The sequence below is a fragment of the Ruegeria sp. CDSA236 genome, assembly GCF_059611285.1.
The window spans coordinates 208,489-234,684 of record NZ_JBXWPG010000003.1 but is presented as its reverse complement, the minus strand read 5'-3'; the positions used below and the strand labels follow the sequence as shown (position 1 = coordinate 234,684).

Annotated in this window: 25 protein-coding genes and 3 pseudogenes; 21 read left to right on the top strand and 7 right to left on the bottom strand. The window is 54.9% G+C overall.

Features of this window, described 5'->3' with window-relative positions:
• The first annotated feature begins 3 nt into the window (after positions 1-3).
• Genes AC2FLB_RS07185 through ureG form a run of 7 tightly spaced genes read left to right on the top strand, consistent with a single transcriptional unit; the run spans position 4 to position 4,222 of the window.
• Positions 4-306, top strand: coding sequence for an urease subunit gamma (locus AC2FLB_RS07185; protein WP_496708943.1), 303 nt, complete (start codon positions 4-6; stop codon positions 304-306).
• A 9-nt stretch (positions 307-315) separates the two neighbouring features.
• Positions 316-486 carry a hypothetical protein gene (locus AC2FLB_RS07180; protein ID WP_496708942.1) on the top strand — a complete coding sequence of 57 codons (171 nt, stop codon included), beginning with the start codon at positions 316-318 and terminating at the stop codon, positions 484-486.
• Positions 483-788 (top strand): urease subunit beta, encoded by a 306-nt coding sequence (locus tag AC2FLB_RS07175; RefSeq protein WP_496708941.1) that lies wholly within the window; start codon positions 483-485, stop codon positions 786-788. The genes AC2FLB_RS07180 and AC2FLB_RS07175 overlap by 4 nt, the downstream gene beginning before the upstream one ends.
• Positions 788-2,500, top strand: coding sequence for an urease subunit alpha (gene ureC / locus AC2FLB_RS07170; protein ID WP_496708940.1), 1,713 nt, complete (start codon positions 788-790; stop codon positions 2,498-2,500). The genes AC2FLB_RS07175 and ureC overlap by 1 nt, the downstream gene beginning before the upstream one ends.
• A gap of 6 nt (positions 2,501-2,506) precedes the next feature.
• A complete protein-coding gene (locus AC2FLB_RS07165; RefSeq protein WP_496708939.1) occupies positions 2,507-2,986 on the top strand; it encodes an urease accessory protein UreE in 480 nt (159 codons plus the stop codon).
• Positions 2,970-3,614, top strand: a complete 645-nt coding sequence (locus AC2FLB_RS07160; RefSeq protein ID WP_496679840.1) for an urease accessory protein UreF — start codon at positions 2,970-2,972, stop codon at positions 3,612-3,614. Before AC2FLB_RS07165 ends, AC2FLB_RS07160 begins: the two co-directional genes overlap by 17 nt.
• Complete coding sequence (gene ureG, locus AC2FLB_RS07155) at positions 3,611-4,222, top strand: urease accessory protein UreG (RefSeq protein ID WP_142639053.1); 612 nt, start codon at positions 3,611-3,613, stop codon at positions 4,220-4,222. Before AC2FLB_RS07160 ends, ureG begins: the two co-directional genes overlap by 4 nt.
• Before the next feature lie 106 nt (positions 4,223-4,328).
• On the opposite strand, the gene AC2FLB_RS07150 is transcribed toward ureG, so the two are convergent.
• The 3 genes and pseudogenes from AC2FLB_RS07150 to AC2FLB_RS07140 all read right to left on the bottom strand — a co-directional run bounded on the left by AC2FLB_RS07150 (position 4,329) and on the right by AC2FLB_RS07140 (position 7,236).
• Entirely contained in the window at positions 4,329-4,874 is a 546-nt protein-coding gene (locus AC2FLB_RS07150) for a GNAT family N-acetyltransferase (RefSeq protein WP_496708938.1), read from the bottom strand.
• Positions 4,875-5,199: 325 nt separating this feature from the next.
• Positions 5,200-6,089: pseudogene (locus AC2FLB_RS07145) on the bottom strand (IS3 family transposase); the annotation flags it as partial.
• A gap of 466 nt (positions 6,090-6,555) precedes the next feature.
• Complete coding sequence (locus AC2FLB_RS07140) at positions 6,556-7,236, bottom strand: GntR family transcriptional regulator (protein WP_271952726.1); 681 nt, start codon at positions 7,234-7,236, stop codon at positions 6,556-6,558.
• 341 nt (positions 7,237-7,577) lie between these two features.
• Between AC2FLB_RS07140 and AC2FLB_RS07135 the strand changes: the two genes are divergently transcribed.
• From AC2FLB_RS07135 to AC2FLB_RS07075, 13 genes and pseudogenes are all read left to right on the top strand, one after another.
• A complete protein-coding gene (locus AC2FLB_RS07135; protein ID WP_496701379.1) occupies positions 7,578-8,561 on the top strand; it encodes a TRAP transporter substrate-binding protein in 984 nt (327 codons plus the stop codon).
• Between the two features lie 93 nt (positions 8,562-8,654).
• Positions 8,655-9,149 carry a TRAP transporter small permease gene (locus tag AC2FLB_RS07130; RefSeq protein WP_496701377.1) on the top strand — a complete coding sequence of 165 codons (495 nt, stop codon included), beginning with the start codon at positions 8,655-8,657 and terminating at the stop codon, positions 9,147-9,149.
• Positions 9,146-10,456: a TRAP transporter large permease gene (locus tag AC2FLB_RS07125; RefSeq protein ID WP_282022521.1), complete on the top strand. Its 1,311-nt coding sequence runs from the start codon at positions 9,146-9,148 to the stop codon at positions 10,454-10,456. The genes AC2FLB_RS07130 and AC2FLB_RS07125 overlap by 4 nt, the downstream gene beginning before the upstream one ends.
• A gap of 96 nt (positions 10,457-10,552) precedes the next feature.
• A complete protein-coding gene (locus AC2FLB_RS07120) occupies positions 10,553-11,296 on the top strand; it encodes an SDR family NAD(P)-dependent oxidoreductase (RefSeq protein WP_271952733.1) in 744 nt (247 codons plus the stop codon).
• Positions 11,297-11,314: 18 nt separating this feature from the next.
• On the top strand, positions 11,315-11,626 hold the full coding sequence (locus AC2FLB_RS07115) for a cupin domain-containing protein (RefSeq protein WP_496708937.1): 312 nt from the start codon (positions 11,315-11,317) through the stop codon (positions 11,624-11,626).
• Between the two features lie 5 nt (positions 11,627-11,631).
• The gene (locus AC2FLB_RS07110) at positions 11,632-12,552 is read left to right on the top strand and encodes a sugar kinase (protein ID WP_271952738.1); all 921 of its coding nucleotides are present in this window, start codon (positions 11,632-11,634) and stop codon (positions 12,550-12,552) included.
• 31 nt (positions 12,553-12,583) lie between these two features.
• On the top strand, positions 12,584-13,819 hold the full coding sequence (gene uxuA, locus AC2FLB_RS07105; RefSeq protein ID WP_496708936.1) for a mannonate dehydratase: 1,236 nt from the start codon (positions 12,584-12,586) through the stop codon (positions 13,817-13,819).
• 147 nt (positions 13,820-13,966) lie between these two features.
• Positions 13,967-14,188 (top strand): annotated as a pseudogene (locus AC2FLB_RS07100) (hypothetical protein); the annotation flags it as partial.
• Between the two features lie 88 nt (positions 14,189-14,276).
• On the top strand, positions 14,277-15,191 hold the full coding sequence (locus AC2FLB_RS07095) for a TRAP transporter large permease (RefSeq protein WP_496708935.1): 915 nt from the start codon (positions 14,277-14,279) through the stop codon (positions 15,189-15,191).
• A gap of 389 nt (positions 15,192-15,580) precedes the next feature.
• Positions 15,581-17,608, top strand: coding sequence for an oxidoreductase (locus AC2FLB_RS07090; protein ID WP_496692015.1), 2,028 nt, complete (start codon positions 15,581-15,583; stop codon positions 17,606-17,608).
• Between the two features lie 479 nt (positions 17,609-18,087).
• On the top strand, positions 18,088-19,113 hold the full coding sequence (locus AC2FLB_RS07085; RefSeq protein ID WP_142637631.1) for an ABC transporter substrate-binding protein: 1,026 nt from the start codon (positions 18,088-18,090) through the stop codon (positions 19,111-19,113).
• Positions 19,114-21,330: an ABC transporter permease gene (locus AC2FLB_RS07080; protein ID WP_496692016.1), complete on the top strand. Its 2,217-nt coding sequence runs from the start codon at positions 19,114-19,116 to the stop codon at positions 21,328-21,330.
• Positions 21,327-22,400, top strand: a complete 1,074-nt coding sequence (locus tag AC2FLB_RS07075; protein ID WP_496708934.1) for an ABC transporter ATP-binding protein — start codon at positions 21,327-21,329, stop codon at positions 22,398-22,400. The genes AC2FLB_RS07080 and AC2FLB_RS07075 overlap by 4 nt, the downstream gene beginning before the upstream one ends.
• Before the next feature lie 575 nt (positions 22,401-22,975).
• Here AC2FLB_RS07075 and AC2FLB_RS07070 read toward each other — a convergent pair.
• The 4 genes and pseudogenes from AC2FLB_RS07070 to AC2FLB_RS07055 form a co-directional block, all read right to left on the bottom strand.
• Positions 22,976-23,767, bottom strand: coding sequence for an inositol monophosphatase family protein (locus tag AC2FLB_RS07070; protein WP_496701367.1), 792 nt, complete (start codon positions 23,765-23,767; stop codon positions 22,976-22,978).
• 274 nt (positions 23,768-24,041) lie between these two features.
• A pseudogene (locus AC2FLB_RS07065) lies at positions 24,042-24,149 on the bottom strand (integrase); the annotation flags it as partial.
• Between the two features lie 67 nt (positions 24,150-24,216).
• Positions 24,217-24,534, bottom strand: a complete 318-nt coding sequence (locus tag AC2FLB_RS07060) for a cupredoxin domain-containing protein (RefSeq protein WP_496692019.1) — start codon at positions 24,532-24,534, stop codon at positions 24,217-24,219.
• Positions 24,535-24,563: 29 nt separating this feature from the next.
• A complete protein-coding gene (locus AC2FLB_RS07055; protein WP_496692020.1) occupies positions 24,564-25,088 on the bottom strand; it encodes a DUF4142 domain-containing protein in 525 nt (174 codons plus the stop codon).
• A gap of 139 nt (positions 25,089-25,227) precedes the next feature.
• Here AC2FLB_RS07055 and AC2FLB_RS07050 point away from each other — a divergent pair, with 139 nt between their 5' ends.
• A complete protein-coding gene (locus tag AC2FLB_RS07050) occupies positions 25,228-26,181 on the top strand; it encodes an AraC family transcriptional regulator (RefSeq protein WP_496708933.1) in 954 nt (317 codons plus the stop codon).
• Positions 26,182-26,196: the final 15 nt, after the last annotated feature.

The window sequence follows — 26,196 nt, the reverse complement described above, 5'->3', positions numbered from 1 at the left end:
TCCATGCAACTCAACCCCCGCGAAAAAGACAAACTGCTGATCGCCATGGCTGCCGAAGTGGCCCGCAAGCGCCTTGCCCGTGGCGTCAAGCTGAACCACCCCGAGGCCATCGCGCTGATCACCGACACGGTCGTCGAAGGCGCTCGCGATGGCCGCTCGGTCGCCGACATGATGGAGGTAGGCGCCGTGGTCATCACCCGCGATGACTGCATGGAAGGCATCCCCGAGATGATCCACGAAGTGCAGGTCGAAGCCACCTTTCCGGACGGCACCAAGCTGGTCACCGTCCACAATCCCATCCGATAGGAGTCTCTCATGCGTTACGCTATTCCCGCCTTGTTTTTGGCCTCGCCCGCCTTGGCCCACCCCGCAAGCCTCCCACATGAGCATTCGGGGGATTGGGCTGTGCCCGTCGCCTTGATGCTGATCGGCGCTGCGGTTGTTTTGGCCAAGCGCAAGGCGGTCCGTGTCCGCAGACGCCAATGATCCCCGGCGAACTCTTTCCGGCGGAGGGTGAGGTCACTCTGAACGCAGGGGCGGAGCCGATCACACTAATGATCGCCAATACGGGCGACCGACCGGTGCAGGTCGGCTCACACTACCATTTCGGCGAGGCCAACGCGGCGCTCGATTTCGACCGCGACGCCGCACGCGGCATGCGTCTGGATATCGCAGCCGGGACAGCCGTGCGGTTTGAACCCGGTCAACGGCGCGAGGTGCAACTGATCCAGATTGGCGGCGCACGGCGTGTCTTCGGGTTCAACCAGCTTGTGATGGGAGATCTCTGATGCCCACCCAAATCCCCCGCTCTGACTACGCCGCCATGTTCGGCCCCACCACCGGCGACAAGTTGCGACTGGCCGATACTGACCTGATCATTGAAGTGGAAAAGGACCTGACAGGTCCCTACGGCGAAGAAGTCAAATTCGGTGGCGGCAAGGTGATCCGTGACGGCATGGGTCAGGCTCAGACCACGCGCGCCGAGGGTGCGGTGGATACCGTTATCACCAACGCGCTGATCGTGGACGCAACCGGCATCTACAAAGCGGACGTCGGTTTGAAAGACGGCGAGATCCACAAGATCGGCAAGGCGGGCAACCCAGACACACAACCCGGCGTCGACATCATCGTCGGCCCTGGCACTGAAGCCATCGCTGGCGAAGGCAAGATCCTGACGGCCGGTGGGTTCGACAGCCACATTCATTTCATCTGCCCGCAGCAGATCGAGGATGCTCTGTATTCTGGTCTAACCACAATGCTGGGCGGCGGCACTGGCCCGGCCCATGGCACGCTGGCCACGACCTGCACACCGGGACCGTGGCACATTGGGCGGATGCTGCAGGCGGCGGATGCGTTTCCGATGAACCTCGCCTTTGCGGGAAAGGGGAATGCGTCGCTCCCCGCCGCTTTAGAGGAACAGGTCAAGGGCGGTGCCTGCGCGTTGAAGCTGCATGAGGATTGGGGCACGACGCCCGGCGCAATCGACTGTTGCCTATCTGTGGCGGACGACATGGACGTTCAGGTGATGATCCACACCGACACGCTGAACGAATCCGGCTTTGTCGAAAACACCATCGCCGCCATAAGGGGCCGCACCATCCACGCCTTCCACACCGAAGGCGCAGGGGGCGGCCATGCCCCTGACATCATCAAGATCTGTGGCGAGGCCCATGTTCTGCCGTCGTCGACCAACCCGACCCGACCTTTTACGGTCAATACAGTGGACGAACATCTGGACATGCTGATGGTCTGCCATCACCTGGACAAATCCATCCCAGAGGATGTGGCTTTCGCCGAAAGCCGCATCCGGCGCGAGACCATCGCCGCCGAAGACATCCTGCACGACATGGGGGCGTTCTCGATCATCGCTTCAGACAGCCAGGCCATGGGGCGTGTGGGCGAAGTGATCATTCGCACCTGGCAAACCGCTGACAAGATGAAGAAACAGCGGGGCGCCTTGGCCGAGGAGGTCGGCGACAACGACAATTTCCGCGTCCGTCGCTATATCGCGAAATACACGATCAACCCGGCCATTGCACACGGGCTGTCAAAGCACATCGGTTCGATCGAAGAAGGCAAACGCGCCGATCTGGTCCTATGGAACCCGGCGTTTTTCGGTGTGAAGCCTGAGATGATCCTTATGGGCGGCAGCATTGTGTGTGCGCAGATGGGCGATCCAAACGCTTCAATCCCGACACCGCAGCCGGTCTATACTCGCCCGATGTTCGGGGCCTTTGGCCGCTCTCTGGAAGCCAATGCCGTGACCTTTGTTTCCGAGGCGGCACACTCCGAAGGACTGGGAGATGCGCTTGGATTGGCCAAGACAAGTTTGCCGGTGGAGAACACGCGCGGTATCGGCAAAGCGGATCTTGTCCTGAACGACGCCATGCCCGAGGTCGAAGTGCACCCCGAAACCTATGAGGTGCGGGCTGATGGCGAATTGCTGACCTGCCAACCTGCAACCGAGCTGCCCATGGCGCAGCGGTATTTTCTATATTGAGGCCCCATGACCGATCTTCCACTTGCACAAACGCTCCATCCCGTTGGCACATCAGACAATGCGATAGCGGACTGCGCGTTGACCTACGACGCCCGATTTTTCCGGCGAAAGAAACTGACAACGACCGAAGGCTGGTCCTTTGTCGCGGACTTCGAACAGACCGTATCTCTGAACGATGGCGACGTGCTGGAACTGGGCGATGGACGTCTGGTTAAAGTGACGGCGGCACCCGAAAACCTCTTGGCCGTTTCCGGGCAAGACCTGCCCCGCCTCGCCTGGCACATCGGCAACCGCCACACACCTTGTCAGATCGAGGCGACCCGCCTTTTGATCCAGGATGATCCCGTCATCGCTCATATGCTGAGCCACCTCGGTGCCACAGCGACCCAAGTCACCGAACCCTTCACTCCGGAAGGCGGCGCCTATGGTCACGGGCGCACCCATGCGCACGATCACGGACACTCGGCCCATGCCCACGCCCATTGATGCGCACTTACTGACGCTGACCCAATGGCTGTCGCCCGCGTTTCCAGTGGGGGCCTTCGCCTATTCGCACGGACTTGAGACAGCGATCAACGAGGGTTGGATTGCCGACGCGACCAGTTTGGAAGACTGGCTGAGAGATTGCCTGAGTGATGGCTCAGGTCGCGCTGATGCGATCTGGATGCGGCTGGCTTATGCTGCCGACGACCCATTGGAGATGGACGCGAAAGCACGATCCTTTGCCACCGCTCAAGAGCGTCTGCGCGAAGCTGAAAGGCAGGGCGCTGCCTTTGTTGCGACGGTTAATGCTGTCTGGGGTTTGGCGCTGCCTGACATGCTGTTGCCCGTTGCCGTCGGTCGCGCCGCTAGATTGGCAGAGCTGGATATCGATACGACTGCCGTTCTCTATCTGCAGGCCTTTGTCGCAAACCTGACCTCCTCGGCCATCCGCCTGAGCCCCATCGGGCAGACGGCCGGTCAACGGGTGATCCTGAACTTGCAGCCCTTTTGCCTTCAGGTCGCCGAAGACACGAGAAATGCGGACACCACGGACGTTTTTGGCAACGCCTTTTTCTCAGACATCTCCGCGATGGCCCACGAAACTCTTGAACCGAGGCTCTTCCAATCATGACACAACTCAACGGCCCCTTGCGCATCGGTATCGGCGGCCCGGTCGGTGCAGGAAAGACGACCCTGACCGCGAGGCTTGCCGAACTTTTGAAAGACGATCACTCGATCGGCGTCATCACCAACGACATCTACACACAAGAAGACGCCGAAGCTCTGATGCGCATGCAAATCCTGCCTTCGGATCGCGTGATTGGAGTGGAAACCGGTGGCTGTCCTCATACGGCGATTCGCGAAGACGCGTCGATCAACCTGGCTGCCGTGGCCGAGATGCGGCTGCGTCACCCCGACGTAGAGGTCGTCCTGATCGAATCCGGTGGCGACAACCTATCGGCCACCTTCAGCCCGGAGTTGGCGGACCTGACAATCTATGTGATCGACGTGGCCGCAGGCGAGGAAATCCCACGCAAGGGTGGCCCCGCAATCACCAGGTCAGACATCCTAGTCATCAATAAAACCGACCTTGCCCCTCATGTGGGGGCATCTTTGGACGTCATGCGCCGAGACGCCGCGAGAATGCGGGGCGATCTGCCGGTGGTATTTGCCTGCCTGAAAGCCGGCCACGGTTCGGACGAGGTCGTGTCGCACCTTAGATCTCTTTCGGGCATTTGATGAGAGCCTAGCCGGCAAGAACGGTGCTTGGTCCACTTTGCGGGACTTTGAGAGTTTTCGAGTATGTGCTAACGCAACGTTTCGGGACGTTTGCTTCTCCCCCCACTCAAATGAACAAGCGAAATCCCCTGACTTCACCAACGATTTCTGCGGCTTGGGAGGAGGGCGATGACCAGTTTGGATGCAAAACGGCTTTAGCAACGCCCTGATCGATGCACAGCCGAGCATTGTGCTTTGCTGCAAGATGCCTCATGCGGCGGTTCTCTCGCAGGCACATCATTTCAATTGAACTGATGCCCCACTTCCGCGCGATTGCGATAATACGCTCGAACAGCGCATCACCAATTCCGATGTTTTGCCAATCAGGTTCGACAGAAAAGGCGGCTTCCGTCTTTGTAGATCCGGTCTGGTCGTCACCGCGGAGTTCGGCGACGCCCCTCCGACGCCCTTTTGCAAACGCGCCACAGAGAATGCTGTCATAATGAGGAATGCTCTGAACGTAGGTCGTCAGACTCTCGTCGCTGACAGTCCACCAGAACCGCGCGCGCCGAGCTTCGGCGTCGAGCCGTCGAAAGTGCTCGCAGATCTCGTTTTGGTCGGCTGGATAGAGTCGGCGAATGGCAAAGTCTTGATGATGTCTGAGATGGACCATCGCCTTGTCGCTCCGATTGCAGACTTGGATTGGGCCAGCATCTTCGGGAGGAGGTGAAGATGCTGGCCCAAAAGCATTGGCGGTCCCTGTTGATGTTTTTCGGCGCCGCTGCTTTTGCTGCTTACTGTGGGAAGAGCGAGGTCCAGCAATTCCTTTTCAAATTTGCACGCAAACCCGGGATCAGGACCCGTCGCGTTGGTCCGGGTCTTTCCCGCCGGTTTCCTGTGCCATCAGCTTTTCCGCATATTGAGTGTCCGTCGTCAGAGTTTTTGGAACCAAGAGCGGCGTAAACTAAGTGAGTGTTCGGCTCATCTGATTTGTGTGATTAAGCTGCGCGCTGGCTGTGACGCAAACGCCGAGCTTCGAACGTCTTCCGTTTGATCCGTTCTCGTTATTCCAGAATGGCTTGGTCACGCCCGAAGTAGACATAGGCGGGTGTGACGTTGTTTAGGCTCTCGTGATATCGCTGATGGTTGTAGTGATCGACGAAGGCTTCGATCTGGGCCGCGAGATCACCTGGCAGGAAGTAGTTTTCCAATAAGATGCGGTTCTTCAAAGTTTGATGCCATCGTTCGATTTTACCTTGGGTCTGCGGATGACACGGCGCACCACGACTGTGTTTCATGCCTTTGTCCTTCAACCATTCAGCCAAATCGCCAGAGACATAACTTGAGCCGTTGTCACTGAGCAGTCTTGGTTTGTGGACGATATGGGCCTGATCACATCCGGAGGCCTGCAAGGCTAAATCGAGGGTTCTGTCACATCCTCAGCCCGCATGTTCGTGCAGAGCTTCCATGAGATGATGTAGCGGCTGTAATCGTCCAGAATTGTGCTGAGATAAAACCAGCCCCGACCCAGAACCTTGAGATAGGTAAAGTTGGTCTGCCAAAGCTGGTTGATGGCTGTTGTCTTATGCTCAAACGCATTCGCGGCTTTCAGCACGATGATGGCAGGGCTGGTGATCAGGTCATGCGCCTTGAGCGTGCGATACACTGTAGATTCCGACACAAAATAGCGCTCTTGATCGGTGAACGTGGCGGCCAGCTCGCGCGACGACAGCTCCGTCTCTTTCAGAGCGAGATCCACAACCTTGCGCTTCACTTCGGTGGGCACCCGGTTCCAGACATGATTTGGCTTTGGTGATTGATCATGCAAACCAGCCTCACCGCGCTGCAGATACCGATCATACCAGCGGTAGAATGTGGTGCGGGGGATAAGCCACCGCTATCTCCATTTGCAACACATAGCTTTCGGCACAAGGGGCGGAAATCGGACTTTCGCTGCGGTGGCGAACAAGGCCAACACTCTAGCGATAGCGGTCATTCATTGTAAGTATTAGGCTGATTGCGCTGGGTTAGCAGCCCGATAGAACTTGCGTCAGGCTCAACAGCACATTCCAAAGATGTTTGGTCGCACCAATACGGCAGTCGACGTTGCGATCCCCACAACAAGATCAAACATTTGAGAGCTCCTTGCTGCTTTCTTTTGCCAAGCGTTAAGCTGGCGTTGCAGATACCCTAGTCCGCAACATTTGCGTGGTTGACAGGATCAGTTTCTGTGAAAGGCGGGAAAAACCGCTGACCCGCAATTTGTTCATGCGGTTTTTTTAAACTACTCGATATTAATATGTATGAATTTAGACTAGGGCAATGAGGCGAAAAGCCATCCGATATCTAGCCACCTATTCATCAAAGTATGCGTTATGCGTTGTGTAGATCGCCTGAATGGTTGGCGTCAAACGGTCAAGATGCGTACGAAGGACTTGATCCGCCGCCCACGCATCCCCGCTGAACAGGGCCTTTAAAAGAGATTGATGATCCAGATACAAATCATCCATTGCTTCTTTGCTGGTTAACGCCAGCATGCAAAGGCGGTCAACCTGTGCTTTGTTTTCGGCGATGATTTCAAACGCAAACGCCTGTTTGGCCGAGGCGCAAAGCAGTTTGTGAAACTGGTAGTCCAGATCATGGAACAAATTGACATCTTCTGCTGAGATTGCATCCGCCTGTTCACGAAGGTTAGCTTTTAATGCCGCGTCTACCGACTTGTCGCGATCTGACACGGCAGTGCGGATGACCTCCAATTCGACTGCGGCACGCACAAAGCGGGCATTCGCGATGAGCTGGCGTGAGAACGGTCGAACAACTGTCGCGCGTTGTGGCCGCACCAAAAGGAGATTGAGGTTGGAAAGTCGCGTGAAAGCCTCGCGCACAGGCTGGCGTGAAAACCCGAATGATTTCGCAACATCCGTTTCGGATATCTTTGTCCCTGGAAGCAGCTCCAGACGGGTGATTTGTCCAAACAGTTCGTCAAAGACGACATCGCTACTTGTCGTACGTTCAAGGGTTCCCAAAGCTGCCATTTTTTGTTTTCCAACCTCTGTTTGGCGACATTGTGGCAGATCAGAGAGAGAATTAATAGAGCAAATTAGGATACTAGGTTACATTATATTCATTGTTCTAAAAGGAAAATATCACATATCTAAAGAGCATCTAGAAAATTTATGTTGACTAGTATCCCAGTTATCGTGTTGGGTGTGCCCATCAACGAGGGCGGAGCAAGTGTGCTAGCTGGGAGGAAATCAGATCATCCAAATTGGGGTGAAGGCTGATCTGGCGTGAACACTTGTAAGGTTTCGAACACGATCGCCGGTCAAAGACGACTGGAAGAAAACAAGACCTGAACCTGATCTGGGAGGATAGAATGTTCAATTTTTCACTAAAGACGTTGGCTGTGACGGCTGTTTTGTTGGGCGGGGTTTCGACCGCGCAAGCTGATGTCACACTGCGCGGGGCAAGCATGTTTGATGAAGAACATGCATTCACTAAGACCTTGCGCGAGTTTGAACGACTGGTCGCAGAGAAATATGATGGCGAGGTCGAATTTGATCTGCGCCTGAATGGTGAGCTTGGGGTTGAATCCGATTACGTCACCTACCTCAACCAAGGTGTCGCCGTAGATTATACGATCCTTGCCCCGTCCAACATGGCGGTGTTTTCAGAGTCCATTCCTTTGATGGATATGCCTTTCCTGTTCCGTGATCTTGAACACTGGGATGCGGTGCTTTCATCGGATGCGCTGAAACCTCTTGAGGATGATCTGCGCGAAGCCGCTGGCATTGTGATTGTTGGGTATCATGGCGGCGGTGTGCGGAACCTGGCCTCAGCCGAGCCCATCACAAACATGGATGAACTTGCCGGACACCGCATGCGCGTCATGGGGGCCCCAATTCAGGCGCAGACTTTCTCAGCTGTTGGCGCGGCACCATCTGCCATTGCCTACAACGAAGTCTATAACGCAATCCAAACAGGCGTTATTGCCGGGTTCGAAAACGAAGCAGCCTCGATCCAGAACCTGAAGTTCTACGAAGTCGCGCCGCATGTCTCATTGACCCAGCACACGATCACTGTGCGCCCAATTGTGATGTCAGCAAAAATCTTCGATGAACTGCCTGCTGAGTTGCAAGCCGCTATCATGGATGCCGGCACCGAGGCCGGTGCTTTTGGCCGCGCGTTGGAGAGCGGTCAGGACGGCGAAAAACTTCAGGCAATGATCGACGCAGGTCAGATCGAAGTGCATGAGTTTGAGGGTCGCGAGAAAATGCTGGAACTGGTTCAGCCAGTGCAGGACGCCTATGCCGAAGAGCTGGGCGCGACAGAACTGCTCAACAACGTTCGCGGAATGTGATCTCCCAGCTGACGGGCGAGTAAGTAATCAAACTCGCCCGTTGGCATAAATCCCGATGCGCTTGGCGCGTCACATTGCGATGTAGGGTGGAACATGCTTGGAAAATATCTGGATAGGTTCTGCACTGGGCTTCGTATATTGCTTGGCGTGATGATGGGGGCATTGGCGATACCGGTCGCGATGCAAGTTGTCTCTCGCTACACCGGTTTGATCCCAACTTATCTTTGGACCGAAGAACTGGCGACGTTCCTGTTCGTCTGGATTGTGATGATCGGGTCTATTGTCGCTGTTTGGGACGGCACGCATTTTGACGTGCGGATCACCCGGGATGCGACTGGCTCACTCCCGCGGCTCCTCCAAGACGGTGTTGTGCATGTTGCCATCATGATTTTTGGGGGCTTCTTCCTATTTTACGGCATCGAGTACACCGAATTTGGGGGCAACCAACGATCTGTAATGATGCGTGCAAACCTCGCGATCACGCACGTATCGGTCCCGATTGCTGGAGGGTTTTGGTTTCTCCTGTCAGGCTACCGGTTGTCCGAAACCATCGCGAAATATCTAAACCGAGAGAGCAGCCAGACATGATCCTCGATACTGCAACTGCCGCCACGATGCTTATTGCTGGCTTTCTGGTGCTGATTTTCATCCGCATCCCAGTGGCATTCGCATTGGGTTTGGCGACCCTCCCGGTTGTGTTGCTTGAGCTGCGGCTGACCCCGTTCATCGTGCTGGATCGGATGTTCCAATCCTATAACTCCTTCATCTTATTGGCCGTTCCATTCTTTCTACTGGCGGCCAACCTGATGAATTCCGGCAAAGTAACCGACCGGCTGATCGAACTGGCCCGTGTGCTAACCGGCTGGATGCCCGGCGGATTGGGTCATGTAAATGTCGCTGTGTCGATGCTGTTCGCTGGTATCTCCGGATCTTCCACAGCAGATGCGGCGGGTATCGGAAAAATCCTGATCCCAGCCATGCAGAAAGAGGGGTACGACACGCGGTTTGCCGTTGCTATCACGGCCTGCTCTTCGGTGATGGGGGTCATCATCCCGCCGTCGATTTTGATGATCGTTTGGGGCGGAGTCATGCAGGTCTCTGTCGGCGCATTGTTTTTGGGCGGCGCGATTCCGGGCCTGATGATTGGCCTCGCCTTGATGGCTACGGTCTATGGTTTCGCAAAAGCCCGCAATTACCCGGTGACGGCGACGCCGAACTGGGGTGAATTCTGGGCCGCTTGGAAAGGCGCCGCACTGGCCCTTTTGACACCGGTCTTTGTGATTGGCGGTATTGTAGGTGGTCTTGTCACACCAACTGAAAGTGCAATCATTGCGGCGGGTTATGCGCTGATCTTGGGTATGTTTGTCTATCGGACGGTCACTGTCAGAGATTTGGGTTCGATCCTCTATGACACCGCACGATTTGCAGCCATCTCTCTGTTTGCGATCGGCACCGCCTCGGCATTCGGATGGCTACTGTCGTTCTACGATGCGCCGCGCCTGATTGTCAGTGTTCTGACTGCTTGGGAGTTCGGGGCATTTGGAACGGCTATCTTGATTGCCCTTCTGTTTCTTCTCTTTGGCCTGTTCATCGATGCAATCCCGACAATCATCATTCTTGGCACGGTTCTGATGCCCGTGGCGCAGGCGGGTGGGGTTGATCCGATCGCCTTCGCTATCATCGGCATTGTCTCGCTTGCCTTCGGGCTGGTGACACCGCCATACGGCTTGTGTTTGCTCATCTCTGCAGCGATCGGCGGCCTAAACGTTGTGCAAGTCCTGCGTGAGGTCGTGCTTATCCTTGCCCCAATGCTGGTCATCCTCATTCTGTTGGCGGCATTCCCCGAAATCATTCTGTGGCTCCCAAAGGCAGTTATGCCGGGGGCGTTCCGATAATGGCGTCTCAACTTGCGCTGTGAGCGCTCTGAGAGGGCCGCCAACTGAAACCCGTGACACAAGCGAAGCTGGCGCTTTGTAATAGGAAGGACCGACATGAAACTTGCAGGTAAAACCGCCATTGTAACCGGAGGAGGCCGTGATATTGGCCGCGCGGTTGCGATCAAACTCGCCTCTGAAGGCGCAAATGTTGCGATCAACTATTTTTCCAGCTCAAACGGCGCGGATGAAGCTGTTGCCGCAATCGAAGCCAACGGTGGTAAGGCGATTGCCGTGCAGGGTGACCTGAACAAGAAGGCGGATGTTGACGCGCTTGTGTATCGCACGGTCGAAACCTTTGGCGGCGTCGATATTCTGGTCAATAATGCAGGCGGTCTGATCGCCCGCAAAACCATTGCGGAAATGTCTGTTGAACATTGGGACGCCGTGATGAGCCTGAATCTGACCAGCACATTCCTGATGACGCAGGCTTGCCTGTCCAGGATGACGTCTGGAACTATCGTCAATCTCGCCAGTCAGGCCGGGCGCGATGGTGGTGGACCGGGTGCCGTCGCCTATGCCACAGCCAAGGGCGCGGTCATGACCATGACACGCGGTTTGGCAAAAGAGGTCGGCCCAGACATTCGTGTGAATGCACTTTGTCCTGGCATGATCGATACCGATTTTCACAATGTTCATACACCTGATGCTGGTCGACGCGGCTTTGAAGCCAACGCACCGCTAAAGCGTCAGGGTCATGTCGATGACGCTGCAAATCTCGTTTTATTTCTGGCCTGCGAGGACAGTGCCTTCATCACGGGCGCAAACATTGATCTCAACGGTGGCATGCTGTTTTCCTAACAAGCAAGGAGAGAACCTGTGCCCAATTTCCCGATCGTCTCTACAGGTGAACATGTCACGCGGCAGGTGCTATCTGATCATTCTGACCTCATGGTTGTTGCCTTCCGGTTTTACGCGACCGGGGCGATTGGTGCTCTACACAGCCATCCGCATGTGCAGGCGACCTATGTCGAAAGCGGTCGATTTCGGTTTACATTGGGTGAGCACGAACAAGAGTTTGGCCCCGGTGAAAGTTTTGTCATCCCGCCCGGCCAAACCCATTGCTGCACATGCCTGGAACCTGGGACATTGGTCGACAGTTTCACGCCCCGCCGCGATGATTTTCTGTAACTGATATGCGTGTACTGGCAATCGGCGAATGCATGGCAGAACTTGCCCCATCTGAACGGTTTGGTGAATTCAAGCTTGGTTTTGCGGGCGATACCTTCAATACAGCATGGTATCTTGCACAAATCGCCGCAGATATCGACGTCAACTATCTGACGGCTGTCGGAGATGATGCGATTTCGCAGGATCTGCGGGCGTTCATGAAAGACAGCAGGATATCCGACACGCACGTCCAAGTCATTGCGGGCAAAACGATTGGGCTATATCTCATCCATCTCAGCAATGGTGAGCGCAGTTTTTCATACTGGCGCAGCGACTCTGCCGCCAGGCAACTTGCGGTCGACGAGATTGCACTCGGGCGGGCAGTTAAGGGCGCAGACTTAATCTACTTTTCTGGAATAACCCTCGCTATTCTCGATCCACAATCACGCGAAATGCTGTTCGATGCGTTGCGTCGTGCACGTGCATCCGGAACGACTGTTGCCTTTGATACAAATCTAAGACCACAGCTTTGGTCTACGCCGCAGGAAATGACAGACACAGTTATGAAAGCTGCTGCGCAATCCGATATCGTTCTGCCATCTTATGATGACGAAGCCGTATGGTTCGGGGACGGCGATTCAATTGCGACGCTGGATCGGTATGCAAAGGCTGGTGTCGATCAGATTGTCGTCAAGAACAGCGCGCAGCCTGTGGTTTTTCAAAAAGCAGGTCAACGTGGAGAGGTAGGCGTTGATCCAGCGAGGGGCATTGTCGATACCACTGCGGCAGGGGACAGTTTCAATGCAGGTGTCTTGGTAAGCGTTGTTAGGCAGGATGATTTGGCAACAGGCATACGCAAGGGGTGTCGTCTGGCAGGCCATGTCGTCCGTCACAAAGGCGCACTCGTCCCGGTTAACTTAGATCTTGGTAAGGATGAGACGGGTTAGTGATACGTCTTGATCAAGGAGTAGCAAGATCATGAAACAGACTTGGCGCTGGTTTGGCCCTTCTGATGCGATCTCCATTGGCGAAATCAGGCAAACCGGTGCAACCGGCATCGTCTCAGCCTTGCACCATGTTCCAACAGGAGAGGTTTGGTCAGTCGAGCACATCAAAGAGCGGCAGCAACAGATTGAGCAGCCCGGAGGCGTTCCATCTGGATTGACCTGGGACGTTGTTGAAAGCGTTCCGGTGTCCGAAGCGATCAAATCGCAAACCGGCCCGGTAAGGCAACACCTTGAAATGTACAAGGAAAGCCTACGTAATTTGGCCGAATGTGGCATTCACACAGTCTGCTACAACTTCATGCCAGTGCTGGATTGGACGCGCACAGACCTGAGCCATCCGCTGCCACATGGTGGGCACGCAATGCGGTTTGATCTCTTTGATTTTGTCATGTTCGATTGTTTCATCCTATGCAGGCAACGCGCGGAGCAAGATTATTCAGCGGTGATCATAGAAGCCGCACGGGCCCGGTTTGCAGATCTGGGTGATGGAGATCGCCTGAAACTGTCGAACAATATCGTCGCTGGTTTGCCGGGGGCGAACGACAATTGGTCTCTTGAGGACGTGAAACGAAACCTCGACGCATATGTTGGCGTGACGCCCGAAACCCTCCGCTCCAACCTGGTTGATTTCCTTTCCGAGGTTGTTCCAACGGCCGAAGACCTCGGTGTCCGGCTCTGTTGCCATCCAGATGACCCACCTTTTCCACTGCTTGGGCTTCCACGGGTCATGTCGTCGCAAAGTGATTACGCGACCGTGTTGGATGCCGTTGACAGCCCGGCAAACGGAGCAACGCTATGCACCGGGTCATTGGGTGTTGCCGAAGACTTCGACCCAGTATCCTTCATTGCTCAGCACGGCCATCGGATCCACTTTGTACATCTTCGCAATACCGTGCGGGACGGTTCAAGCGACCGCAATCGCCATAGTTTTTCCGAGTCTGAACATTTGGCAGGAGACACAGATATGGTTGCAACAATTCGCGCCTTGATGGTCGAAGAAACGCGGCGCCGCAATCAGGGGCGATCAGATTATGAGATTCCCATGCGCCCGGACCATGGCCACGCTTTGCTGGACGATCTCACTCGTCCTTCCCAGCCCGGCTACCCGCTCATAGGCAGAATGCGCGGCCTCGCCGAACTGCGCGGTGTTATGCACGGTTGCACTTTGATTTCACCTGGGTCCGATGCCAATATTCGCGGCATTTAAGCGAGCGTCTGCTCCTCCGGACAGATCAGACCTTTTGCCGGGCTTGATGATACCAGTATGTGATCAGAAGACGATAGTAAACTATCGGCAGAAGTCCGCTTTGTCCGCAGTGCGTAAATTCAGTCCCTGATCCTTGCTGCACTCTGCATGAATGGCGGCTTTTCCCGCTGCCCGACAGCACCATACTTTACGCTACCGCAGCATTTCCCACGCCGCGAGCGCACGCAGCATGAAAACCGGACTCACAAAATGGGTTCATCGCTGACGTTCTCTGCATACACGATCAATGGCTGCTATTGGGCAATTAAGGACCTTTACGATGCAGCAAATGCAATGGTCGGCCATTTGCGTGGTGGACTTGGGGTCGCCACGATCCTCTCCTGCACCATATTCGCAGCCATTTCCGGTTCGTCTGTAGCCACAGCACTTAACTATTGGCTCGACCGCTATCCCGTAGATGAAGCGCTTCAACTACAGCCCCAGCTATTCCTACGGTGTGATTGCAGCGGGCGGTACGCTCGGGATTCTAATTCCTCCCTCTGGGCCTCTTATTCTCTATGCCATTGTAACCGAGGCCTCGATCGGAGCTCTTTTCCCAGCCGGGTTGGTGCCGGGTATCATGATGGCTGTCATATTCGCGGTTTGGGCGATGGTCAGCGCTGGGTTTGGGGGCACAGTTGTCTCTCAACCATTTGCAGGTATGGGCGTTATTTGGTCACGTATGAGACAGTCGATCTGGGCTTTGTTGATGCCACCGGTGGTTTTGGGTGGAATCTACCTCGGAGTATTTACGGCCACTGAAGCAGCTTCTATTGGCTGCCTTTACGCGCTGTTCATCAGCGTAGTTGTTTACCGCAATTTCGGTCTGAACGACCTTTGGGTGACTGCGTTTGAGACTGTAGGCACAACGGCGATGCTGTTCATGATCCTGGCTGCTGCGGCACTGTTTGGTCACGCCGTAACCATTATTCGCCTGCCCATAGAGATCGTCGAACAAGTGACGGCAATGGGCCTCAGCCCCGCCATGTTTGTCGTAGCCGTCATGCTACTCATTCTGGTGCTGGGCATGTTTTTGGAGACCATCTCGATCATCCTGATCACGACGCCAATCGTTTTTCCTGTCATGCTGGCATTGGGGATCGATCCAATTTGGTACGGCATCCTTCTAATGATCAACCTCGAACTTGCGCTGATCACACCTCCCGTGGGGATGAATCTCTTCGTCATCAAGGGCATTGCCAAAGCCCCTTTGTACGAGGTCATTCGCGGCGCCTTGCCATATGCAGCGCTAATGCTGCTGGGCCTGATCCTCGTCTTTGCATTCCCATCTTTATCCACGTGGCTTCCCGAGGCGGCGGGGTTCGGCGGCTAAGCAACGCGTTCATGAAACTCCTTGAGTATTACCCTTTTCATCCTTAACGCCATGTCTCAATAGGATTGGACCCCATGGCTAGGGCTCATTTGAGACTCTAACCGTATACTTTCTGGGTCAGAAATGCCCAATGTTTAGGTTAGAATTGAATGACGTGATCCTCCGACTCATTGAGGTTTTGGCTGTCAATTGAGTCAAAGGTCAGTGACGTTCCACCTTTCTTGGTCTGGTCGTCATTTTGTGGATCAGTGTCGGAAACAGTGAACTCTCTCCCCGTATTTCCCAAGTAGCATAGCTTTGACAGCGAACGTTGTCAGTCACAGAAGCTGTCAAACGGGCCCGACCCGGAGCTGTTTTTAGACCGGTGTCATTACCGAAGGGAGTTGATCATGGCGAAACTACTTGATCCGTTTCAGCTCAAGCACCTGACGCTGCGCAACCGTATCGTCAGCACCTCTCACGCGCCCAATTACGTCGAAGATGGTCATCCGCGAGACCGTTACAGGCTGTATCACGAAGAAAAGGCCAAGGGTGGCGTCGCCCTGACAATGATCGGAGGATCGACAAATATCGCTGCCGACAGCCCCTCGGTATTCGGCCAGCTTTATGCCGGCGACGACAGTATCGTTCCCTGGTTTCGGAAGCTCACGGATGGCGTGCATCTGCATGGGGCCGCTATCATGTGTCAAATCACTCATATGGGACGCCGCACTGCTTGGGATGATGGGCATTGGTTGCCGGTTATTGCCCCGTCCGGCGTTCGCGAACGCGCGCACCGCGCCTTTCCCAAAGCAATGGAACAAGAGGACATTGAACGAGTGATCGGCGATTATGCCGCTGCGGCGCGACGTTGTCAGCGGGGCGGGTTCGATGGGATCGAGCTTCTGTCCCACTCGCATTTGCTGGGCCAGTTTCTGTCTCCACTCACCAACCAACGCGACGATGCCTTTGGTGGAACGTTGAAGAACCGCATGCGCCTGACCCTGCAGGTATTGGATGCGGTGCGCGCAGAGGTCGGTCCGAAGTTCATACTGTCCATGCGCATCACCGGCGATGAGTTGATTGAGGGCGGGCTGAGCGCCGAGGACTGCATTGCCGCCGCCCGGATGCTGGAAGATAGTGGCCATGTCGACCTGCTCAACATCCTGGTCGGGGCACCCTACGATGACCTTGGCCTTGCTGAATGGGTGCGTCCTATGGGTCTGCCAGCCGCTCCGCATATTACTGTGGCCGGACGCATCCGCGAAGCCGTCAACCTGCCGATTCTGCATGCAGGCGGCATCGCAGACATTGCAACGGCTCGCCACGCGGTTACAGGCGGCCATGTCGATCTGGTCGGCATGACGCGCGCCCAAATGGCTGATCCTTATTTGGTGGCAAAACTGGCACGCGGGGAAGAGGATCGTATCCGTACCTGTGTTGGCCTCGGGTATTGCGTGGACCGGGTCAATCAGGGCAAGCCCGCCGTGTGCGGACACAATGCCGCCACCGGGCGGGAGCAAACTTTACCCCATGTCATTCCTGCCAGCCGCACCCGAAGGAAGGTGGTTGTCGTCGGCGGCGGACCTGGCGGGCTGGAGGCAGCGCGGGTCAGTGCCTTGCGCGGTCACGATGTGGTTTTGTTCGAGGCGTCAGATCGGCTGGGGGGGCAGCTTGTTTTGGCAGCCAAGGGCGGGACACGCAGGCAGATATGGGGTGTTGCCGATTGGTTGATTTCCGAGGTTACCACCCTTGGTGTTGATCTTCGCATGAATACCTATGTCGAGGCTGGTGACGTGCTTAGAGAAGCCCCGGAATTAGTCATTGTTGCTACCGGAGGATGGCCCGAGCCAGTATCCATTCCGGGCGGCGATCTGGCGCTCTCCAGTTGGGAGGTTCTGTCAGGAGAAGCGCGTGTCTCGGGCGAAGTTCTATTGTTCGACGAGATTGGAGACCATCCCGCGGCAGTCACTGCCGACATGTTGGCAGGCGCTGGCCACAGCGTCGAACTTGTGACCCCCGACCGGGCGATTCTGCATGACCTTGGCCCAACGACCTCTGCCGTTGCTTTGCGCGATCTGGCAGCCAACGGGGTGACCTTTACCTGCCTCCACGAACTCCGTGCTCTAAGCCAAGAGGGAAACCGGGTGTGCGCCAGCCTGCGCAATGTCTTGACCGGTGATATCACCAAGCGTCTTGTCGACCACGTGGTTGTCGAGCAAGGTCTAATCCCGACGGACGCGCTCTATCACGATCTAAAGCCAAGTTCGCGAAACCTTGGGCAGGTTGATCACAAGGCGCTGATCAATGGTTCATTCCCGTTCAGGGAAGACGAGCCGGATGGCCAGTTCTATCTGGCCCGAATTGGTGACGCGATCGCAGGCCGCAATATGCACGCCGCGATTCTCGACGCTATGCGTATTTGCTGTTCAGCCTGAGCTGCGCTTCGAGCATTTTTCATCAGTTGCGGCGAAGGCAAAGCTGTACCTCGGCCCGCATCGAAAAACCTTCAGGAAAGCAGAAGTTCGCAGCACTCGCACAGAGACCTAGTTTGCAGACGAAAAGCAGATCTTAAGTTCGAAATACGATGCTTGCTCTACGCTGGAGGAAGCGGCCGCCTCAGCAAAGGGCTGCCTAAACAATGCGACATCAAAATACGCTCCCGATACTCAAACTTGGTGCTGTAAACAGGCTTGGCGGTTCAAAACCCACCGGTGCAGAAAACCAATGCTCGTTGAATTTTCTTGCAGAACCAGCAGTACAGTGTTGAGATTGCTTCTGTCATTGGGAGGCTGGTCGGATGTTGATCTGGCCAACGCAATTAGATCAACTAGCGACTTAGAGCGACCGCCACTAGCGACGAATTGACGAGTATCGCGCTGAAAATTTCGGCACGACACATAGGGGAGGAAAGAAATTGAAAAATCTGACGACGACGCTGGCGGGATCGCTGATAGCATTTGCGGCTTCGCTAACTGCGGCCCAAGCTGAGAAGCTGACGTTTTACTGCTCGGCACAGGAAGATTGGTGTCAACTCATGGCGCGCAGTTTCGAGGATGCCACCGGCATAGACGTCAATATGACCCGCAAGTCCTCGGGCGAGACGTTTGCACAAATTCGCGCGGAAAGTTCTAACCCTAAAGGCGATGTATGGTGGGGCGGTACCGGTGATCCCCATTTGCAAGCCGCCGAAGAAGGCCTGACGATGGAATACGTGTCGCCGATGCGTGACCAGCTTCACGACTGGGCGATCTCGCAGGCTGAAAGTGCAGGTAACAAAACCATCGGAATTTATTCAGGCGCACTCGGCTACGGTTATAACTCCGACCTCTTGGCCGCGAACAGCTTGCCCGAGCCCGCATGTTGGAAAGACTTGCTGAAGCCCGAGTATAAAGGGCACGTGCAAATGGCGAACCCGAATTCCTCGGGCACCGCTTATACGACGCTTGCCTCGATGGTTCAGATATTTGGCGAAGACGACGGCTTTGAGTTCATGAAGGGCCTACATTCGAATATCAACCAATACACCAAGTCGGGTTCAGCCCCAATCAAGGCCGCCGGCCGGGGTGAGAACACCATCGGTATCGTCTTCATGCATGATGCGGTCAAGCAGGCCGTATCAGGTTTTCCGGTCAAGGTCGTGGCCCCATGCGAGGGCACAGGCTATGAGATCGGCTCGATGTCGATCATTGATGGCGCTCGAAATGAAGAAGAAGCCAAAAAGTTCTATGACTGGGCCCTCAGCCCCGAGGCCCAGAACCTTGCGCTTGAGGTTAACGCCTTCCAGGTTCCGTCCAACAAAAATTCGGAGACCTCTGAAAGCGCACCTGACATGAGCCAGATCAAGCTTATTGACTATGACTTCAAAAAGTACGGCTCGTCTGACGAACGCAAGCGTCTCTTGCAGAAATGGGACGAAGAGGTCTCAGTACTGCCACAGTAAGTGACTGACACCACACCAAAAACGAACCACCCGGTTCTGATCTTCTGGATTGTTGCCGGGTGGGTCGGATTCTGCCTGCTGCCATGGTTCATGGTGGAGGATGGCATTTGGTCATTCGTATGGCTGGTCGATGGATATCCGTTCGATGAAGATTATGCGCCTGCCGCTTTCCTGATCGGACAGGGCGAAAAGCTGTGGCTTACGCCGCTTTTGGTCCCGCTTACCTTGCCTTTGTTGATACTCGGCAAACCAAAGTCCGATCCACAATATGCACGTATCCTGATTTTGGCTGGTGCCTTGGGTTTTGGCTGGCTGATTGCGCAAGGGTTCTCAATTGGCATTCGCGGGTTCAATTTCGACTGGATGAAGGCGCTGTTCGGAGAACCGAAGATCCGCCAGTTCGGCATGGGATACGGCGCGATGATCTGCGCCACAGCGTTCCTGTTCCTTTTAACTCAGGGTATTGCGGCGCGCGGTGCCATCAACGGCGACGTTTTCGTCGTCAGTGCAATTGGCGGCGTAATCACCATTGTTACAATTTTCGTCTTCTTTCCAATTGCGAAGATGTTGTTTGCCGCCTTCGTTACCGAAGATGGTGCCTATTCAGTTTCGGTTTTTGCCTCGAAATTCTTTGATGACCGACTTTGGGGTTTGGGCTGTTTTGCCGGTGCCAAATGCGGCGCCGCGTGGAACTCTCTGTTTCTTGCAGTTCTTGTGGGCTTCATCACGACGGCACTTGGACTATGTTTTGCACTTGTCGTCACACGGTCAGGTTTTCGTTTTAAACGCGGGATGCGCGCGTTGACAGTTTTGCCGATTATCACACCGCCCTTCGTGATTGGTCTTGCACTGATCCTGCTGTTTGGGCTTTCCGGTTCGGTCACCAAATTTGTTGCTGAGATATTTGGTGTGCAGCCTACGCGCTGGCTTTATGGCATGCCCGGGGTGCTGATCGCTCAGACTCTGGCATTTACGCCGATCGCCTTTCTGGTTTTGATCGGGGTGGTCGAAGGGGTGTCACCTTCGATGGAAGAGGCCGCCCAAACCCTTCGAGCCAATCGTTGGCAAACATTCAAAACCGTGTCCCTGCCTCTGATGCGTCCCGGCCTGGCCAATGCCTTCCTGCTTGGGTTCATCGAATCCATGGCCGATTTTGGCAACCCGCTTGTTTTGGGCGGGAATTTCGATGTGCTGTCGACCGAGATTTTCTTCGCCATCGTCGGAGCGCAATACGATCAGGGCCGTGCTGCTGTTCTGGCCATGGTGCTCTTGTTCTTCACACTTTCCGCCTTCTATGCGCAGCGCGCGTGGCTGGGGAAAAAGAGTTATACCACCGTTTCCGGCAAGGGCGACGCGGGTGTGCACCCCTTGATGCCGCGCGGCCTTGCCATACCGGTTCTGGGCATTGCAATTGCCTGGGCGGTTTTCACTGCCGTGGTTTACGGGATGATCATCTATGGAAGTATCGTCGAACTGTGGGGCGTTGATAACTCGCTGACGTTCAAGCACTACGTCACAGCCTTTTCGGTTCGCTTCGAAGAAGAAGGTATTCGCTGGACCGGAGCCGCCTGGGACAGTTTCTGGACCACAATCACCATTGCTGCCATTGCCGCACCGTTGACGGCCGCCGTAGGGTTGGTCACTGCCTATCTGCTGACACGGCAAAGTTTTGCGGGAAAGAATGCGTTTGAGTTTGGTACGATGCTCTCTTTCGCCATTCCCGGCACGGTTATTGGCGTCAGCTATATCCTGGCATTCAACGTGCCCCCGATCGAGATCACTGGCACAGGCGTTATCCTTGTCGTCAGCTTTATCTTCCGCAATATGCCGGTTGGGGTTCGCGCGGGTATTGCGTCTATGTCACAATTAGACAAGTCGCTTGACGAGTCTTCGCTGACGCTCGGTGCAAATTCCTGGCAGACTTTCAGGCGGGTAATTCTTCCTCTTTTACGGCCCGCTATCCTAGCTGCGCTGGTTTACAGTTTTGTCCGGGCCATGACGGCGATTTCGGCGGTGATATTCCTTGTTTCAGCAGAGTATGACATGGCTACCAGCTACATTATCGGTCGGGTCGAAAACAACGATTACGGTCTTGCAATCGCATATTCCACAACGCTGATCTTCGTGATGTTGGCGGCAGTCGGGATGTTACAAATCCTCGTGGGCCGTGTTCAGATCGGGCGACGTACACAACTCGGGACAGAGAAAACGACATGACCGAAACGACTATAGCAAATAAAGCCGCGCCTGTTCGTTTCGAGGGGGTTTCGAAAGTGTTCGGCAGGGATGTGGTGGCTGTCGACAGCATCGATCTACACGTCCAGGCCGGCAAGTTGGTGACGCTTTTGGGCCCTTCTGGTTGCGGCAAAACGACGACGTTGCGCATGATCGCAGGTCTGGAAATGGCGACCTCGGGCCGAATTCTGATCGGCGACCGAGACGTGACCAAATTACCCGCTACCGACCGTGACGTGTCGATGGTATTCCAATCCTACGCGCTTTTTCCTCATATGAGCGTGCTGGAAAACGTCATGTATGGGTTGACCTTTTCCGGCTTCGACAAGCGCGAGTCCCGATCGCGCGCGCTGCATGGGTTAGACTTGGTTGGCCTGAAGGGCTTCGACAACCGTTTGCCAAGTGAACTCTCCGGGGGGCAGCAACAGCGCGTTGCCGTCGCTCGTGCGTTGGTTTTGGAACCGCAGGTTTTGCTCTTTGACGAACCTCTCTCAAACCTCGATGCAAAACTGCGCCGCCAGGTGCGCGAAGATATCCGCGCCATTCAGCAAGATCTCGGTTTGACCGTCGTCTATGTGACTCACGATCAGGAAGAAGCCCTTGCCGTTTCAGATGAGATTGTCGTCATGCGCAACGCTGCCATCGCACAGATCGGCACGCCGCGTAAACTCTATGATGCGCCGGTTGACCGGTTTGTGGCCGATTTCATTGGTGAGGCTAACCTGATCAGCTGCACTATTTATTCCGTCAAAGGCGATTTAGCCACGATCGAAATCGAGGGCTATCAACACACACTCCCCTCTCGTGGCCTAACGCCTGGTCCCGCAACACTGGCCGTGCGCCCGTCACGGATATTGATTGGATCTGATATCGGCATCCCGGCCAAAGTTGCCAAGGCGACCTATGTTGGCGTGCGGATGGAGTACACTCTGGCCGGTGCCTTCGGGCAGGTATTTGCTGTGCAGGACGACGTGGACGAGCCACTGGAAATCGGCTCGGAAGTCAAAATGTCTTTTGCCGAACGTGGCCCCGTTCTGTTGCCGGAAGGGTGACGTGGGTAAACTTTTAGTCGTCTCTCACCCGGAGGTCGTCCTTGAGCCAGAGAAACCAGTCACCGAATAGGGTTTGAGTGAAATTGGCCGCGCCCGAGCCGACACATTTTCACAAAGTAAGACCATGTCTAGCGTGACAGATATCTGGTCCAGTACCGAGCGAAAAGCGTCCGATACAGACGCTATCCTTGCAAAGCCTTTGGGGCTGGTCACGAATTCCGAACCTGGGTTGGGAGAGAACGACCGAAGCACTACCGGGTTCCTTCCTCCCTCGATATTCAAGGTCCGCTGCTTACACCTTCTTCAAGGCCCCCAAGTCCAGCTTCTGCAGTTGGGAAACTGCCCATGCTGCGCAACTGCGTATCGTTCGAACAGTCCTGTCAATCGTCAAAAACCACGACAGAAGAGACTTGGCCATTTTAAACCACGGCGCGGTCGGAACACCGCTTTGATGCCATCTTGCAGGGAAGAAAATCGATCGGCTGTTTGTGCAACCTGGGCAGGGCCACTTCTGGCGCGCGGATATTAAAACTCTTCAACCTGAATTCGGGTCGAGCCCGATTACCTGAACGACGTCATTCGTTCCAAGCGTCGTCGCAGATCATTTTCAAGGTCTCGAACACGGCCGGTGTGCCAGCGATCACGCGACCACCGTCCCGGATCATCCCGTCGGCGTCTTGATCCTCGATCTCGCCACCTGCTTCGGCGATCATCAACTGACCGGCGAGGCAATCCCAGGCGTTCATGTGCTCTTCAATGTACCCCAATAGACGTCCCGCCGCGACATAGGCCAGCGAAAGCGCACCGCTTGCATTGCGATGATAGAGAGCGCCACGTTCGATAAGGGCCGCAATCACCGGAATGACCTTTGATGCTTCGACCCGGTTCGAATAGCCAATTGAGACGGTTCCACTTGCAAGTTCCACGCTTGAGGCAACCTGCATGGCGTGTCCATTCAAAGTGGCACCTTCGCCTCGGACCGCCACGTAAGTTTCACCAACGTTTGGCTCGAAAATCACACCGACCTGCGTCTGACTGTCTGAGACGCCCGCTAAGACAATCGTCCAGGCCGGAATGCCATTGACGAAGTTCGTTGTCCCATCAATCGGATCGATCACCCAGTCAAAACCGCTGGAGCCAGCTTTTTCGGCGTGTTCTTCGCCATAAATCCCATCATCGGGAAAAGAGTTCATAATCTTTTGACGAATGAAGGTTTCGACGTTGCGATCCGCCTCGCTGACCCAGTCTTGTGCGCCTTTTTGATCAATGACCAAGGTGTCTCTGGAAGCAAAATACTCTAGTGCAAGCGCGCCCGCCTCTTCGGCTACCGCAACGGCGAAGTTTCTTCGTGCAATGATGTTATGCATAGGTCGGCTCGCTTCCTGCTAAATGCAACACCATCCCTAGTGGATAGGGTGTCAGAACACAAAACAGTGTTTGCCAGACAGAAATCCACTTTCTTCGAGTCACCCGAGTTTCTGTCGAAAGAATATGCCAATAAAAGCACTCATTCACTTCCGTGCAGTGAAGTCGCATATTGCTCGTGACCATCGCCGGATTTTGAGAACACTGCATCGCAGCACTTGAAGTTGCGATGACGGTCCGCATCGGGCTGCCTGCGAGAGCGGCCCAGAGATATTGTATTTCAATGGCTTCAGCAATAGCCAGGGCATCTTCAAGTTCAACACCAAGATACCTGACCGTGCTGTCCATCTTTGTGTGCCCCAACAGAAGCTGGAAGGCGCGAAGCCCAAAGCTCCATATGCTGCGCCCTGCATCATAGTCCGCTTTCGTTCAGTCGATCCAATGAGTCAAATCACATGATCACTATTGTTCCCTTCATATGTGGATGAAACGCACAGAAATATTTTGTTTCCATACCTTTAGTAACCTCAACTTTGGCGCTGACACCGTTTGGGATCTCCCCAGTGTCCCATCCGAACTCATCTGCCGTGGCCGTATGTGGCGCCAGATCTTCATTGGTCCATTGAATGGTATCACCAACAGACACGTTCAGAAGCTTTGGCGTGAATGCGAATGCTTTGATGCTGACTTCGTGGACTACTGGTTCTGCCGCCAGGGCCCGCGTTCGGGTTAAAGCGAGAACGGCCGCCGATGCGACCGCTCCAACCATTACGCGACGGCGTGAATGGGCTTTTCCCATCACTGCAGTGCCTCGACCATCATTTCGGCGTGGCCTTCATGGGCTTTAAAGATCTCAAGTCCCTGCTCGAACAGAGCCTTCACCTCGGCATTGTCGATATTGGGGATCATTGTGTTCTCCACCAGATCATTCACCGCCTGGTGATAGGCCAATTCATTGGCTGCATAAGCGGCATCAAACTCTGCTCCACGCAGCTTGACGAAGCCATCGATGATCTCTTCGGCATTGGCATTCAGCGTTTGGCTGAACGCATTGTCCTGCGCTGACGCGCCCAGTTTTTCGAGCAGGCCCAAGGCCGCTTCGTTCACGGCAGTATGGTCGCGGATCATCGTGTTTGCGAATTCATGGATGTCGGGGTTCGACGACAAAGCCAGCGCCAGATAGGCATACCGAATGTCGATGTTATCGGCCGTATAGGCAATGTGAGCGTATTCGAGATCGCTCATCTCGGCGACGTCCTGCGCAGAGGCTTGAGCGCCAGTCATGGCAAGTGCCACAGCAAATGCGGAAATCAGTTTCTTCATTTTGGAGACTCCACTGAGTGTTACGATGGCAATAGGAGTAATCCGAACCGGGAAGTGAGATATATGCGGGAACGTTCGATTTTCTGTGCAGATCGTTCAAGCTACTGTACAAAAACGCCAAATACTGCCATGAAAATGCATGCTTGATTTGCTTAGCGATATCCTTACGAAACTGTCTGTTCAAGGCGCGCTCTATTTTCGAACTTCGTTGACCACCCCTTGGGGGATTGAAGTTCCCAAGTTCAATAACGTCGCCCGATTTCATTTTGCTCATAGGGGCAATTGCCTGATCGAAGTTGAAGGATATGAAAAAGTGGTGGGGCTGGAGCAGGGCGATCTGTTGATTGTTCCGCATGGCGCGTCACACAAGTTGTACTGCGCGGCTGAAACGAGAGATGCAGTTTTGCCGCTGGACACGGTCATCGAACGGTCGGGATACACTGGGACTGGGGTTCTGGTTTACGGCGGCGACGGCGATGAACGTGACACGCAACTTATCTGCGGCCATTTTTCATTCGACCCTCATGCAAAACATATACTGTTGGAACGCCTTCCACCGATCATTCACCTCAGGAATTACGGGGAATCCGCTGGAAAATGGATGGAGGCGACACTGCGCATGATCGGAGATGAGGCCGGGGGTCTTCGCCTCGGTGGCGATCTCATTGCTTTGAAGATGTCAGAAGCCATACTTGCGCAGGCCATACGTTCGTTTGTGGAAAGTGACGAATCCTCGAGGTGGGGCTTGAACGGATTCTCTGATCACCATCTGGCTCGGGCTCTTGACGCGTTTCACAAGGATCCAAGCGCATCCTGGACGATAGAAACAATGGCGCGCATTGCAGGCATGTCACGAACAAACTTTGCCGTTCAGTTTCAGAAAAAGATGGCGATGTCGCCAATGCAATACGTAACAGCTTGGCGGCTGGAGATCGCCAAACGCTGTCTTACTGACCCATCAAGTTCTGTTTCGGATGCGGCAGAACGCGCTGGATACGCATCGGATTCTGCTTTTGCACGCGTTTTCAAGAGGGAAATCGGCCTCTCACCTGCCGGCTTCCGTCGGCAAATCAGGTTATCATCGGCGCAATAAACCGGACGGGATCTG